12 protein-coding genes are annotated in these 13,658 nt (G+C 71.8%); 2 read left to right on the top strand and 10 right to left on the bottom strand.

Annotated elements, in window-relative coordinates:
* Positions 1–18 precede the first annotated feature (18 nt).
* The 7 genes from OH804_RS20445 to OH804_RS20475 form a co-directional block, all read right to left on the bottom strand.
* Positions 19–219, bottom strand: coding sequence for a DUF3046 domain-containing protein (locus tag OH804_RS20445; RefSeq protein WP_030489422.1), 201 nt, complete (start codon positions 217–219; stop codon positions 19–21).
* A 5-nt stretch (positions 220–224) separates the two neighbouring features.
* Positions 225–1,616, bottom strand: a complete 1,392-nt coding sequence (locus OH804_RS20450) for an MFS transporter (RefSeq protein WP_406058870.1) — start codon at positions 1,614–1,616, stop codon at positions 225–227.
* A 180-nt stretch (positions 1,617–1,796) separates the two neighbouring features.
* Complete coding sequence (locus OH804_RS20455; protein WP_406058872.1) at positions 1,797–2,264, bottom strand: hypothetical protein; 468 nt, start codon at positions 2,262–2,264, stop codon at positions 1,797–1,799.
* A gap of 257 nt (positions 2,265–2,521) precedes the next feature.
* Positions 2,522–3,670 (bottom strand): DDE-type integrase/transposase/recombinase, encoded by a 1,149-nt coding sequence (locus OH804_RS20460; protein WP_406058874.1) that lies wholly within the window; start codon positions 3,668–3,670, stop codon positions 2,522–2,524.
* A gap of 165 nt (positions 3,671–3,835) precedes the next feature.
* Positions 3,836–5,440 (bottom strand): FAD-dependent oxidoreductase, encoded by a 1,605-nt coding sequence (locus OH804_RS20465; RefSeq protein ID WP_406058876.1) that lies wholly within the window; start codon positions 5,438–5,440, stop codon positions 3,836–3,838.
* Between the two features lie 208 nt (positions 5,441–5,648).
* A complete protein-coding gene (locus OH804_RS20470; RefSeq protein WP_196921640.1) occupies positions 5,649–6,353 on the bottom strand; it encodes a UdgX family uracil-DNA binding protein in 705 nt (234 codons plus the stop codon).
* A gap of 250 nt (positions 6,354–6,603) precedes the next feature.
* The gene (locus OH804_RS20475) at positions 6,604–7,944 is read right to left on the bottom strand and encodes an aminotransferase class I/II-fold pyridoxal phosphate-dependent enzyme (protein WP_406058878.1); all 1,341 of its coding nucleotides are present in this window, start codon (positions 7,942–7,944) and stop codon (positions 6,604–6,606) included.
* Between the two features lie 36 nt (positions 7,945–7,980).
* Here OH804_RS20475 and OH804_RS20480 point away from each other — a divergent pair, with 36 nt between their 5' ends.
* Both OH804_RS20480 and leuE read left to right on the top strand, forming a co-directional pair.
* Positions 7,981–9,225, top strand: a complete 1,245-nt coding sequence (locus tag OH804_RS20480; protein WP_196921638.1) for a bifunctional pyridoxamine 5'-phosphate oxidase family protein/GNAT family N-acetyltransferase — start codon at positions 7,981–7,983, stop codon at positions 9,223–9,225.
* Positions 9,225–9,896, top strand: coding sequence for a leucine efflux protein LeuE (gene leuE, locus OH804_RS20485; protein WP_124853315.1), 672 nt, complete (start codon positions 9,225–9,227; stop codon positions 9,894–9,896). Before OH804_RS20480 ends, leuE begins: the two co-directional genes overlap by 1 nt.
* A gap of 105 nt (positions 9,897–10,001) precedes the next feature.
* Here the strand turns inward: leuE and OH804_RS20490 are convergent, their stop codons facing one another.
* The 3 genes from OH804_RS20490 to OH804_RS20500 form a co-directional block, all read right to left on the bottom strand.
* Positions 10,002–10,931, bottom strand: a complete 930-nt coding sequence (locus OH804_RS20490) for a sporulation protein (protein WP_196921637.1) — start codon at positions 10,929–10,931, stop codon at positions 10,002–10,004.
* A 140-nt stretch (positions 10,932–11,071) separates the two neighbouring features.
* Entirely contained in the window at positions 11,072–12,136 is a 1,065-nt protein-coding gene (locus OH804_RS20495; protein WP_406058881.1) for a hemolysin family protein, read from the bottom strand.
* 52 nt (positions 12,137–12,188) lie between these two features.
* Positions 12,189–13,544 (bottom strand): hemolysin family protein, encoded by a 1,356-nt coding sequence (locus OH804_RS20500; protein WP_406058883.1) that lies wholly within the window; start codon positions 13,542–13,544, stop codon positions 12,189–12,191.
* Between the last annotated feature and the right edge of the window lie 114 nt (positions 13,545–13,658).

The following is a 13,658-nucleotide window of genomic DNA, read 5'->3' on the forward strand; positions in this document are numbered from 1 at the left end:
AACCGGCGAAAAGGCTGCTCAGCGTAGTCGAGCGGGCACTCGGTCGGGGTACGCGGCGCAGACCGCCCGCCACACCACGTGCGTCTGCTCCCCCGACGCCAGGGCCTGCTCGATGGTCCGCCCGCCGAGCTGGGACAGCACCTGATCTCGGGCGATGCTGGCCGCGTAGCCGGGCCCGAACGCCTCGTCCAGCCGCGTCCAGAAGTCGGTCAGCCGCACAGTGATCAGCCCTCCTCGTCCGGTGCCCCGGTCGGCACCGGGCGCAACGCTAGCGCCACCAGGGGCGCCGCCGCGACCGCCGCGAGCAGGGTGAGCACGGGATAACCGGCGAACTGCATGACAAACCCGCTGACCACGGCGGCCCCGGCACCGGCCAGTCCCATGATCAGATCGGACAGCCCCTGGACGCTCGGCCGCACAGCGGCCGACACCGACTCGGACAGCAGGGTCGAGCCGGCCACCATCGTCCCCGACCAGCCCAACCCGAGCAGGACCAGACCGACCGAGAGCCGAGGCGTGTGGTGCCCGGCGGTGCCGGCGACCGCGCAGGCGGCCAGCAGCAGCCCGACCCCACCGAGGATCACCGCCCGTCGACCGAGCCGGTCGGTGAGCCAACCGACCACCGGGGAGAACGCGTACATGCCGGCGATGTGCAGGCTCAGCACGATGCCGACCAGCCGCAACACGTCGGCGTCGGCGTGCGACTCACCGAGCCGGACCGGAGTCATCGCCATCACCGCCACCATCACCAGGTGACCCACCGCCACGGCGGCGATGCCGAGTCGGGCGGCGGGCTGTCCGCGTACCACCGACCAGGCCGCACGCATCCCGGCGCCGCGCGGCGCGCGCTCCTTGACCGGCGCGGCGGCCGGGGTCGCACCACCACCTGCCGCCGGCGCCTCGGCCGCCACCGCGGTCGCCGTCGCGTCGGCGGCCGACGGCAGATCGGCTGCCGGCGCCTCGGCGGCCGCGAGCCGCCGCGCGGTGAGCAGCGGGTCGGGCCGGAGCAACCCGAGGAGTACGACGGCAGCCAGCACGAACGCCGCCGCGCTGAACGCGAACGGGCCGGCCAGCGGGGGCAGCCCCCAGCCGGTGGTGACCCGATCGGCCAGCGCGGCGAAGTTCGGCGCGGCCACTGCACCGATGGTGGTGGCCCAGACGATCAGGGAGAGCTGCCGCCCCCGGCGGGCCGGCTCGGCGAGGTCCACCGCCGTGTAGCGGGCCTGCAGGTTCGCGGCGGTGCCCCCGCCGAAGAGCAACATGCCGACGAAGAGCAGCGGCACCCAGCGGGTGGCCGCGGCCAGCACCACCAGCAGGCCGCCGACGGCACCGACCGTGTACGCCAGCACCAGGCCCGGCCGGCGACCGTGCCGCGCCATGATCCGGGTGACCGGGACGGCGAGCAGCGCGGCACCGACCACCCCGGCGCTCTGCGCGACACCGGCCACCGCGGTCCCGGCGATCCGGGCCGCGAGCAGCGCGCCCACGGCGATGCCGATGGTCACGCCGATCCCGCCGATGATCTGGGTGGTGAAGAGCAGCCGCAGGGTTCGCCGCTGGATCGACGCGACGTCGGGTCGGGCGGCGGTACGCGGCGCGGTCAGGTCGGTCGCCATCGGCGCTCCTGTCGGAAGGGGGTGACTCATCCTCGCGCACCCGCACCGACCAGCGGCAGTGGGTTTTGCCGGAACGGGGTCGCTCCCGGCGCGACCCACCCCTGTGTGCCCGGGTGAACGGCGCTGTTGGTCGCCGCCAAGGACGTGTTCAGCAAGATCACGGCGGGCGACCGAGGCGCCCTACCCACGCGATCCTGGTGTTTCCGGTGGGTTGGGCGCAGCCAGCAGGGATGCCAGCCGACGGATCCGGGTCAGGGTGCGCGCGGCGACGGCCACACTGGCGGCGGCGACCACGCCGAAGATCACCGCGAAGCCCTCGTTGTCGGCGGCGAGCAGAGCGAGCAGGACCAGCCCGAGGCAGATGCCCAGAATGGCCAGCAGCGCCGCCCAGGTGGCGCGCCGCTGCCCTGCCACGTAGCGGGGCAGCGCGGCCCGCGCCGCGGCGTCCTCGGGCACGGTGCCGGTACGCACTGCCCGGCGCAGCGCATGCCCTTCGGGATCCTGCCGGGCCTCGCCCACAACGCGCTGCCCCAGATAGATCGAGTGGCCGATCCAGACGGTGTTCAGAGCGGCGCGCAGCACGGCTTCGACCAGTGATTCCTGTCGGTCGAAGAGCCAGCGCACCGGCAGCGCGATGAACACCGTCATCGGAACCCAGTAGACGGCCATGAGTTGCAATCCGGTCGCCCGCTCGAGGAGCCGCTTCCCTCTCCCGCGGCGCCCGGCGGCCACAGAGGGCGCACCCGCACGACGCTCCTCGTTGTCAACCTCCATCGACACCCGTTACCCACCCACGCGATCCGCGACGCACCGTCAATCTTGGACAGTTTCCGTTCCGCGCGAACTGTGCTGTCCCGAGTCATGTGTCAAGGGGAAGTCCCGATAGATGTGTCAGGTGTTGTTGATCAGGCTGCTCGGGTGAGGCTGATGTAGGTCCGGTCGGGGGTGAGGTGGAAGTGGCCGAGGGGTTGGCCGTCTTGGTGGTAGATGGTGATCCGGCTCTGGTCGCGGATGGCGGTGATGGTGGCGCCGGCGTGGGTGGTGCCGACGCTGGTGCGGTGTCCGGCGACGGTGATGGCGCCGGTGCTGCCCACGAGGCAGCGGTGCAGGGTGGCGTCGGTTTGCATCGGCAGGCTGGCCGGCCCGCCGAGGCTGGGCGCGTGTGTCCATGCCTGGGCGGGGGTGGCGCGTCGCGGCAGGGCGCTGTGGCGTCGTTGGGTGTTGTAGTAGCGGCGGTAGACGTCGAGGAGGTTCTGCAGTTCCGCGCGGGTTGCGGGGGCGGGGTGGGTGCTCAACCAATTTTTGAGGGTTTGGTGGTGGCGTTCGACCTTGCCGCAGGTCTGCGGATGGTAGGGGCTGGAGTTGATCGGCCGGACATTGTGGTCCAAGAGGCACTGGACGAACGTGGAGATCGATCCGGGCCGGGTCAATCGGCTGGTGAACGCGGTCCCGTTGTCGGACAACACGATCGCCGGGGTGCCGTACTCGTCGAATGCCTGCCTGATCGCGGTGACCGCGCCTTCGGCGGTCTCCGCGCTCGTTGCGTGACAGCCGACGAGGGTTCGGGTGCAGTCGTCCAGGACGTCGAAGACCGCGGCGAGGCTGCCGTCGGCGAGCCGGACGTTCGTGGCGTCAATTTGGTAGCAGTCGCGGGGCCGGGCGTAGACGAACCGCCGAAACGAGCTGCGCGGCCGTTTCGCCGGGTTCCGTTCGAGCAGGTCATGCCGGGCCAGGACCCGGTTGATCGTCGATCGCGACGGCACCCGCCACGGCGCACCGGTAGCGGCGTGCACCTCGATCAGCGCGTCGCGAATGAAGTCAGCCCCGTTATCCACGCCGAGTTCGACGCGCAGCTTGCAGATCCAGGCGTCCAACTCCGGTGGCGTCGTCCGCGGACTGCTACGCGGCCGCCGGGACCGCTCATGCCACTCGCCCTCATCCCTGATCCGTGCCTGATGCCGGTAAACGGTACGGACCGAAACCCCATGCTCACGCGCGAACTCGGCGGCGTTGATCCGCACCCCAGCAGCCAACTGGGCATCGAGCAGATTCATGACACGCCGCCGAGAAGCCATACCCGGCACCATGGACCAGCACACCCAAGGCCCCTGCCAAGTGACACATGTATCGAGACTTCAACACTGACAGATGTCATGGGACTGAATAGTTCCGCGCGAACGGAAACTGTCCAAGATCTGGCCGGCGCACGGCTGGGTCGGTCAGCCCGCCATCACCCGCTGGTGCAGCGCGGAGACCGCCGAACGCGCCGCGACGAACGCGCCGTGCTGCCAGGCCACCTCGTGGCTGAGCCAGTCCCCGGCGAAGTAGACCCGCCCGGCCGGTTGGAGCAGCAGGTTGTAGCCGGCCGTGCCGTACCGGGGAGACGTCCAGGCGCCCTCGATGTAGCGAGTCCGGTCCCAGGCGTGGGAGTACGAGGTGACCAGCTCACTGCGGTACTTGTCACCGTGGATCTTCACACCCTGGCTGATCGCGCGCTCGCTGCGCTGCTCCGGCGTGAGGCCGCTGTACGCCCTGGCGTTCGCCCCGGTGTTGTAGTAGCCGACGACCAGGCCGCGCTTGCCGTGGAAGCCGTAGGACGGATACCAGATGTGCGACAGGTCCAGGTCGGTCTCGGTGATACCGCCGTAGATCCGCTGATCGGTCTCCCACCAGCGGCTGCGGTACTCCAGGCCGATCTTTCCGGAGGCGGTGACCGGGAAGTCGGCCAGGGCCGCGGTCACCGCCGTGCCGAGATTGTGCGGTACGCGGGCCATCAGGTGTGGCGGTAGCGCCGCCACGCAGTAGTCGGCGGTGATCTGCGACTGCCGACCGCCCTGCCGGTAGGTCACCTCGACCCGACTGCCCCGGTCGGTCACCCCGGTGACCTCGGCGTTGAGTCGGATCCGGTGCGGGCCCACCGCGCGGGCCAGGGCTCGGGGGATCTGGTCCATCCCGCCGACCGGCTGGAACATCAGCATGGCCTGGTCGTAGCCGAACTCGAAGGAGAAGTACCGGCCGATGTTGCTGGCGAACACGTCGGAGAGTGCCGGTGGCGTACCGAGTGGGCGCCCCACGTCGTTGCCCGCCCCCGGGTAGGCGAGGTAGCCGCGACGGTTCGTCCCGGTGTAGGCCCAGTCGCTGGTCCGTCCGCCGATCGCGCCGAAGCTCTGCAGGAACGACAGCAGCCGGTCACGGTCCTCGGTGGTGAGCCGGGCGTCCAGAGCGCCCTGGTCGGTGGCCTTGGCGAGCAGTTCCGAGACGTAGCCGTACACGTCGGCCTTGGCGGTGCGGTACCGGACCGGCTCGGTCATCCCTGCGGACTCGTTGTAGATCCAGGCGTCGGCGTTCTGATTGGTGAAGACCTCGATGGGTACGCCCAGTTCCCGGCAGTAGTCCATCGTGACCATCCACTGTGCGATGCGGCCCGGCCCGGCGTTGAAGTAGACCCCGTCGGAAAAGCTGGCCCGCTGGGTGCGTCCGTCGAGGTCGGTCTCGACGTCGCCGCCCCGAATGGTCAGGTTCCGCCCACCGACGCGGTGCCGCGCCTCCAGGATCGTGCAGTGGTAGCCCGCCTTGCCCAACTCGTACGCCGTGGTGAGCCCGGCGATGCCGCCGCCGAGCACGACCACACTCGCGCCCGACCGTCCGGTGAGAGTGAAGTCGGACCGCTCCGGCGGCCGGAAGGCCGGGGTGACCGACGCCGCCGCGCTGGGGGCCAGCCCCATGGCGCCCATGGTGGCGAGCATCGCTCCGGCACCACCGCTGATTCCGACAGTACGCAGGAACCCACGCCGGCTGACCATCGACTGCGTCTGATCGCTCATAACGGCCTCCCCTACAAGATCGACTCGCATGAGTCTGCAGAGGATCTGTTACGCGGTTCACGCATTGCCGTTTCCGGCGGGTATCGCCTCGCCGCGCGACCCGCGTGGCACTTTCCGCCAACCCGGGACGGGGCGACCGCGTTTCGCCGGCTCGGGCCGGGCCGGCGGCGTTTCGCCCGCTCCGGGCAGGGCGGCTTGCGGTCGCCGGTCAGCCGGGCAGGGCTCGGGTGACGACGGTGAGGTCGGCGACCAGCCCCTCGTACGCCTTGTCCTGGTCGTCGGCCCGCAGCACGGCGGACGGGTGGATGGTGGCCAGCAGCCGAGCCTGCGGGGCGTCGGCCCGCTTTCCGGCGTTGTCCACCGGCACCTGCTCGAAGTCCGCGGGGTGCTGCGCCGACTCCGGCCAGGGCAACAACTCGCCCCGCTGCCGGGTGACCCGGAAGGACGGGCCGAGCAGCGCCTTGGCGGCGGTCGCGCCGAGCACCACCACGATCTCCGGACGCAGCCGGGCGAACTCCGCTACCAACCACGGCCGGCAGGCGGTGATGTGCGCCTGGTCCGGGGTCTGGTGGATCCGCCGCTTGCCACGCAGCTCAAAGCGGAAGTGCTTTACGGCATTTGTCAGATAGAGGTGACCGGGGTCCAGCCCGGCGTCGTCGACCGCGCGGCGCAGCAGGCGACCGGCCGGACCGACGAAGGGCAGCCCCTTCTGGTCCTCCATGTCGCCGGGCTGCTCGCCGACCAGCACCACACGAGCGCTCTCGTCGCCCCGGCCGAAGACCGTCTGCGAGGCGTCCCGGTACAGCTCACAGCCCCGACAGCCGCCGGCGGCGGTGCGCAGGTCGTCAATGGTGTCGGCGTCGGGCGGAATGAACCGCTGGGCGCCCGGAGCGCTCCCGGTCTGCTCGGCCATGCCGACTGTTATATACCCGTTCGATGCTCACCGCCGGATACGCCCCGGCGCACCGGCATCTTCGCGTCAGTAGCCGTCACCGCCCCCGTCGCCGCCGGACGCGATCGCGATCAGCACGATGACGATGATGATGATCGCCACCGCAATCGCGATCCAGATTCCCTTACGAGCCCCACCAGTAGCCATGTCCCACACCTCCGGGCGCCCGCATACCCGTCCCGACCGTCCCAAATCCCCCCGATGGAGTGGCTCAGGTGGGGAAACCTTGGGAGGGGGGTGGGTTTTCGGCTTGGGCCAGGGCCGCCGCCAGGGGGGCCAGGTCGGTGGGGTCCAGGGAGCTGACGGTGATGCGCAGGGCGGGCGGGGCGGCGATCCGGTAGAGAGCGCCGGGGGCCACCGCCCAGCCGGCGTCGCGGAGCGCGGTCACCGTGCTGGTCTCGTCCGCGACCGGCAACCAGACGTTGATGCCGCTGCGACCGTGTGCGGTCAGGCCGTGCTCGGCCAGCGCGGCGAGCAGCCCTTCGCGCCGCTGCTCGTAGCTCCGCGCCGCCCGCTCCACCAGCCCGGTGACCGCCGGGTCCCGCCACAGGGAGAGCACCAGGCGTTGCAGCACCGTGGAGACCCAGCCGGCGCCGACCCGGGTACGGCCACTCACCCGGGCCACAGTCGTCTCGTCGCCGACCAGCACCGCCAGCCGCAGGTCCGGGCCGAAGGGCTTGCTCACCGAACGGACGAAGGCCCAACTCTCTGTCGCACCGGCGAGCGGGTGCAGGGGTACGCGGGCCAGCTCGGCAGCGTGGTCGTCCTCGATCAGCAGCAGGTCCGGGCGGCCGGCGAGCAGCGTCCGCAGCGCCTCGGCGCGGGCCGCGGAGACGGCGGCGCCGGTCGGATTCTGCGCCCGGCTGGTGACGATCAGCGCCCGCGCTCCGGCGGCGAGCGCCGCGGCCACCCCGGCGACCAGCGGGCCCTCGTCGTCCACCGGTACGCCGATCGGGCGCAACCCCAGCGCGGCGACCAGGTCGAGGAGGTTGGCCCAGCCCGGGTCCTCGACCGCCACCGCGTCGCCGGGGCGAAGGTGGGCGCCGAGCAGCCGTTCGATGCCGTCCAGCGCACCGCCGGTGAGGGTCAACTCCCCGGCCGGCACGCCGTCGGCGCGCAGCCGGGTGCGGGCCGCCTCGGCCAGTTCGGGCAGCACTCCGGCGTCGGAGTAGCCGACCGACGGACCGTCGTGGGCGGCGAGCGCCGCCAGGTGCGGGCCCAGCGGGGGAAGCAGCCGGGGGTCGGGTTCACCCCGGGACAGGTCTCGGGCGCCGGGCAACGGTGGGGGGCGCAGCGCGGAGCGGCGGGCGGCCACCGGCGGGCGGGGGCGTACCCGGGTGCCGTGCCGACCGGCGGTGGCGAGCAGGCCGCGCTGGCGCAGCTCCTGGTAAGCGCGGGCGACGGTGGCGGGGCTGACGCCCAGCTCGGCGGCGAGTGCCCGCACGGGTGGCAGGGCGGCCCCGGGTGACAGGGCGCCGGTCCGGATGCCCGACTCGATGCTGGCCGAAATCTCGACGGCTGTCGTACCGGTGAGCTGATAGTGTGCTGACACAATTAAGAGATTGTACTAGAACAAAGGGCCGCGCGCATGTATCCACCCACCGCCCGGACCACACCCCACCGTTCCCGCGACAAGATGAGCTACGACCAGGACGCCGCCCACGCCGTGCTCGACGAGGCGTACGACTGCGCGCTCAGCTTCACGGTCGACGGCCAGCCACGGGTGCTGCCCACCCTGCACGTCCGCATCGGTGACACGCTCTACCTGCACGGCTCCACCGGCAGTCGGCCGCTGCTCGCCGCCCGGGGCGACGACGGGCTGCCGGTCTGCGTCGCGGTGACTCTGCTCGACGGGCTGGTCTACGCCCGCTCCCAGTTCCACCACAGCGCCAACTACCGCTCGGTCGTCGCGCACGGCACCGCCCGGCTCGTCACCGACGAGCGGGAGAAGCTCGCCATGCTCACCGCGCTGGTCGAGAAGGTCGGTGCGGGACGCAGCGCCGCCACCCGTCCGCCCAGTCGTCGCGAGTTGGCCGAGACCGCCGTACTGGCGCTGCCACTGCGTGAGGTGTCCGTCCGGGCCCGCACCGGCGGAGTGCGCGAGGACGAGGCCGACCTGCACCTGCCGCACTGGGCCGGCGTGCTGCCACTGCGACTGACCGCCGGGCCACCCGAGCCGGACGCCGGGGTCACCGCGCCGCTGCCGGCGTACCTGCGGACGCCCCGCACGCCCTGGCACGACCCGGTGCCGCTGCACGGCGAGCACGTTCGGCTGGAGCCGCTGGAGATGGCGCACACCGACGAGTTGCACGCCGCCACCGCGGACCCGGAGGTGTGGCGGCACCTCAGCGTCGCGCCGCCCACCGCGCCCGCCGAAACCGCCGAGGTGATCGGCACCGCCCTGGCCGCCCAGCACCGGGGCGAGCGGGTGGCCTGGGTGCAGCGGTGCGCGGCGACCGGGGCGGTGGTGGGCAGCACCTCCTACTACGACATCGACCCGGAGCGGCGGGCGGTGGCGATCGGGCACACCTTCCTCGGCCGGCCCTGGTGGCGTACCGGGATCAACACCGAGGCGAAGTTGCTGCTGCTCAGTCGGGCCTTCGACGACCTGGGCGCGGTACGGGTCGCCTGGCACACCGACATCCGCAACGTTCGCTCCCAGGCCGCCATCGAACGGCTCGGCGCCACCCGGGAAGGGGTGCTGCGGATGCACCGGCAACGCCCGGACGGCTCCTGGCGGGACACCGTGCAGTACGCGATGACCGTCGACGAGTGGCCGAACGCACAGGCCAGGCTGCGAGAAAGACTTCTGCGGACGGCACCGGTGGCGTGATGATGGCGGGCGTGCTGGGGATCACCGACATCTGGACGTACGTGCTGGGCACCGTGGCCATCATTCTGCTGCCCGGGCCCAACTCACTCTTCGTGCTTTCCACCGCGGCGAAGCGGGGCGTCGCGGTCGGCTACCGGGCCGCCGCTGGCGTGTTCGTCGGCGACGGGGTGCTGATGTTCCTCTCCGCCGCCGGGGTGGCGTCGCTGCTCAAGGCGTACCCGCCGCTGTTCATGGTGATCAAGTACGCCGGCGCCGCGTACCTCGGTTATGTCGGGGTGACAATGCTGCTCGGCGCCGTGCGGCGCTGGCGTGACCGCAACGACCCGAGCACGCCGCGGCTCATCGACGCCGCGGAGCCGGCGGCAATGCGCAGCCCGTTCCGCAAGGCGCTGGTGATCAGTCTGCTGAACCCGAAGGCGATCCTGTTCTTCATCTCGTTCTTCATCCAGTTCGTCGACCCCGGCTACGCCTGGCCGGCGCTGTCGTTCCTGCTGCTCGGGCTGATCGCGCAGGTGACCAGCGCGCTCTACCTGACCGCGTTGATCTTCGCGGGCACCTTCCTGGCCGCCCAGTTCCGCCAACGCCGCCGCCTGGCGGCCGGCGGCACCACCGCCGTGGCAGCCCTCTTCCTGGCCTTCAGCCTCAAGCTGGCCACCGCCAGCGCGGGCTGACACCCAACGGCGCGTCGATCATGGAGTTGTGGCGCCTCACAAAAGGTGTAGTACGGGATATTCATCCCACCACGACTCCATGATCGACGCGGGCCGGGCGGACGGTCAGGTGCCGTCGCCGCCGGAGCCGCCGCCTCCCACGCCGGCGCCGCCGGCGGTGCCGCCGAGGCCGTAGCCGGGTCGGATCGGCTCGTCGGGATGGCGGCTCACGTGGGCCGACCCGGCGATCTGCGCGGACCAGTCGGCGTGCGCGGCCGCAGCGGCGTGCCGGTTGATCGCCTGGCGGATCCAGCCGTCCACCGTGGCGACCCAGTCCCGCCGGCCGGCGTCCTCGTGCCAGAGCCGGAACCGGCTGATGCTCTGGTGGGTGATTCCGGCCAGGGCCAGCCGGCGATCCATCCAGAGGATCGCCTCCAGGCCCGCCGAGTTGGTCACGAAGATCACCTCCAGCTCGGTGATCGGGCCGGCGTAGAGCGGCCCCACCCAGTAGCCCCAACGCTGGTGCAACGGCAGCGTGTGCTCCACCCCCGGCAACCCGCCCTCCTGCAACCCGGACTGGCGGATCATGAAGCCCAGCGTGTCCAGCGCCGCCAGCACGTGCTGCTGGGTGGGGAGCGGGTGCACGAAGACCGGCACCATGGCCCCCTGGTCGAGGTCGGGGTCGAGGGACACCTCGGTCCGCAGGCCCATCCGCAGGCTCAGCAGCGGCACACCGCCGAAGGTGGTCACCGGGGTCTCCCACGGCAGCGGGAACGCGAAGTCGACCGCCCGCCGCCGACCGGCTGGTACGACGAACCGGCCGGCGATCGGCAGGTGGTGGAACTGCACGAGACGTCGGGCCTTGGCCGGATCATCCGGCTCGACAGTGGTGACGAGGCCGAGCCGGATGTGCCGCACCAGCACGTCGTCCGGGCCGGCCGCGAGGGTCACCCGCCCGGGCAGGCGCAGGCCCGGCCGGGTGCTCGGGTTGGGGAGCGTGGTCTGCACGGAGAGCCCGGTCCCACCGGACTCCGGTGACACTCCCGTCAGCCGCACCGCGCGCCCCCTCCCGGAACGGGGACAGCACGCCCCGCACCAGCCGCGCCTACCCCGTCGAGGTGATCTCAAGCCCGCCGACGTCGAACAGCGCCGGCGTTGACCCGGCCGCACTTCGTCAGTGCGGCCGGGTCGGGCGGTCAGCGCAACCGACGCCCGCGCGGCACCGTGTCGGTTTCGTCGTCGAACTCCCCGATGACCTCCTCCAGGAGGTCCTCCAGGGCCACGAAGCCGATCGGCCGGGCCGGGCCACCGCCGTTGCGGACCAACGCGAGCTGCGACTGCCGGGCCCGCATCGCCGCCACCGCCTCGGTGACCGTGGACGTCGCGGGCAGGGTGAACGCCGGCGTCATCAGCTCGCCCGCGGTGGCGACCCGGCCGGTGGTGACCACCCGTACCGCCTCCCGCACGTGCACGAGCCCACACACGTCGCCCGCCTCGTCGAGCACCGCGAGCCGGGATCGGCCGCTGTCCCGGCTGACCTCCTCGATCCGCCCGGCCGAGTCGTCCCGGCGGACGGTGACCATGGTGGCGAACGGTTCCATCACCTGCGCCACCGACGTGCCCTGCAACTCCAGCATGCTGGTCAGCAACTGGTGCTGCTCGGCGCCGAGCAGCCCGTGCTCACGGGACTGTTCCAGCAGGATCCGCAGCTCGTCCGGGCCGTGCACCTGGGCGAGCTGGTCCTGCTGGTTGACGCCGAACAGCCGCAGGATCGCGTTGGCCAGGGCGTTCAGCGCGGAGAGCACCGGCCGGGAGACCCGGGCGAAGGCGCGGAACGGCAACGCGAGCAGCGTCGCCGAGCGCTCCGCGTCGGTGATCGCCCACGACTTCGGCGCCATCTCCCCCACCACCAGGTGCAGGAAGGTCACCACGCCGAGGGCGAAGACCAGGGCGATCAGGTGACTGGCCGCGTCCGGTAGGCCCACCGCGTGCAGCAGGGGGCTGAGCAGGTGCTCGATCGCCGGCTCGGCCAGCGCGCCGAGACCCAGGGTGCACAGCGTGATGCCCAACTGCGCGCCGGCCAGCATCAGCGACAGTTCGCGGACGCCGTCCAGCGCGGCCCGGGCCGCCCGACCACCGTTCGCCGCCGCCTGCTCCAGGCGGTAGCGCTTGCTGGCCACCAGGGCGAACTCGGCGGCCACGAAGAACCCGTTCAGCGCCAGCAGGATCCCCGAACTGAACAGTGCGATCCCGGGGCTCATCGGTGCTTTCCTTCATTCGCGACTGCGGGGCTCGCAAGCTCACTCCTCGCGCTCATGCGATCACCTCGGGTTTGGTCAGCTGCAACCGCACCGAATCGGCCACGTGCCGGTCCACGGCCAGCACCTCGACCAGCGCGCGGGGCTCCGCCGCGCCGTCCTCGCCGTCCGCCCCCTCGGGTTGCAGGCTGATCTCCAGCCGGTCGCCGACCTCCGGCACCCGGCCCAACTCCCGCATCACCAACCCGGAGAGGGTGTCGTACTCCGGGGCCTCGGGTAGGGCGATGCCGGTGCTGTCGGCGACCTCGTCGATCCGCCAGCGGGCCGGCACCACCCAGGACCCGTCGTCCTGCCGGGCCGGTGCCCGCTCCGGTGGGTCGTCCTCGTCGCGGATCGGGCCGACGAGTTCCTCGGCGATGTCCTCCAGCGTGATGACACCGGCGAAGCCGCCGTACTCGTCGACCACGCACGCCATCTGCCGGTGCCCGGACCGCAGGCGGTCGAGCACCGTGGGCAGGGGCAACGTCTCCGGTACGAGCAGCGGCGGCCCGGCCACCGCACTCACCGGGGTGGTGGCCCGCTCCCCCGGGGGTACGCCGAGCACGTCGGCGATGCCGACGATGCCGAGCAGGTCGTCGACGCCCTCCGCGCCGCGTACCGGGAAGCGGGAGTGGCCGGTGTCCAGCAGCTCGACCACCCGACTGACCGGCTCGTGCGCCCGGACGGTGTGCACGTCGACGCGCGGCACCATGGCCTCACCGGCGGTGAGTTCGCGGAAGTCCAGACCTCGGTCGAGCAGCGTCGACATCTCCGCGTCGAGGCTGCCCTCCTCGCGGGACTCGGCGATGATCTGTTCCAGGTCCGCCGGGGTGGCACCGCTGGGCAGTTCCTCGATCGGTTCGATGCCGATGCGGCGCAGCAACCGGACCGAGGCCCGGTCGAAGAGCCGGATCAGCGGCCCGGCGACGGCCAGGTAGATCAGGGTGGATCGGCTCAGCGCCCGGGCCAGTTGCTCGGCACGGGCGATGGCCAGGTTCTTCGGGGCCAGCTCACCGAGGACCATCTGCACGATGGTGGCGATGACCAGGGCCAACGCCACCGACAGCGGCAGGCTGACCGCTTCGCTGACGCCGGCCACGCCGAGCAGTTCGGCGAGACCACCGCCCAGGTACGGCTCGGCGACGTAGCCGACCAGCAGTGCGGTGACGGTGATGCCGAGTTGGGCGCCGGAGAGCATGAAGGAGAGCCGGCTGGTGACGGTCAGGGCCCGGGCGGCGGCCTGATCGCCGTCATCGGCGAGCTGGCGCAGCTTGCCCCGGTCCACGGCGACGTAGCCGAACTCCTGCGCCACGAAGTATCCGGTGGCGGCAGTGAGAAGAATGATCAGAAGGAGACCAACGACGATCAACACGGGTCGCTCAGGGCTCCCGGGGTCGTCGGTACGGGGATATGCCGGGCACGACCCGGCTGGCTACTGCTGCCCTCCTGGGCAGAAGAGTCGATCATGCCCTCATTTTATCGGCGC

This window comes from Micromonospora sp. NBC_00860, from assembly GCF_045207375.1.
GTDB lineage: Bacteria > Actinomycetota > Actinomycetes > Mycobacteriales > Micromonosporaceae > Micromonospora > Micromonospora vinacea.

Excerpts from the sequence above, each read along its gene's own strand:
- OH804_RS20450 (WP_406058870.1), bottom strand. The coding sequence starts at position 1,616 with ATGGCGACCGACCTGACCGCGCCGCGTACCGCCGCCCGACCCGACGTC.
- OH804_RS20455 (WP_406058872.1), bottom strand. The coding sequence starts at position 2,264 with ATGACGGTGTTCATCGCGCTGCCGGTGCGCTGGCTCTTCGACCGACAG.
- OH804_RS20460 (WP_406058874.1), bottom strand. The coding sequence starts at position 3,670 with ATGAATCTGCTCGATGCCCAGTTGGCTGCTGGGGTGCGGATCAACGCC.
- OH804_RS20465 (WP_406058876.1), bottom strand. The coding sequence starts at position 5,440 with ATGAGCGATCAGACGCAGTCGATGGTCAGCCGGCGTGGGTTCCTGCGT.
- OH804_RS20470 (WP_196921640.1), bottom strand. The coding sequence starts at position 6,353 with ATGGCCGAGCAGACCGGGAGCGCTCCGGGCGCCCAGCGGTTCATTCCG.
- OH804_RS20480 (WP_196921638.1), top strand. The coding sequence starts at position 7,981 with ATGTATCCACCCACCGCCCGGACCACACCCCACCGTTCCCGCGACAAG.
- leuE (WP_124853315.1), top strand. The coding sequence starts at position 9,225 with ATGATGGCGGGCGTGCTGGGGATCACCGACATCTGGACGTACGTGCTG.
- OH804_RS20495 (WP_406058881.1), bottom strand. The coding sequence starts at position 12,136 with ATGAGCCCCGGGATCGCACTGTTCAGTTCGGGGATCCTGCTGGCGCTG.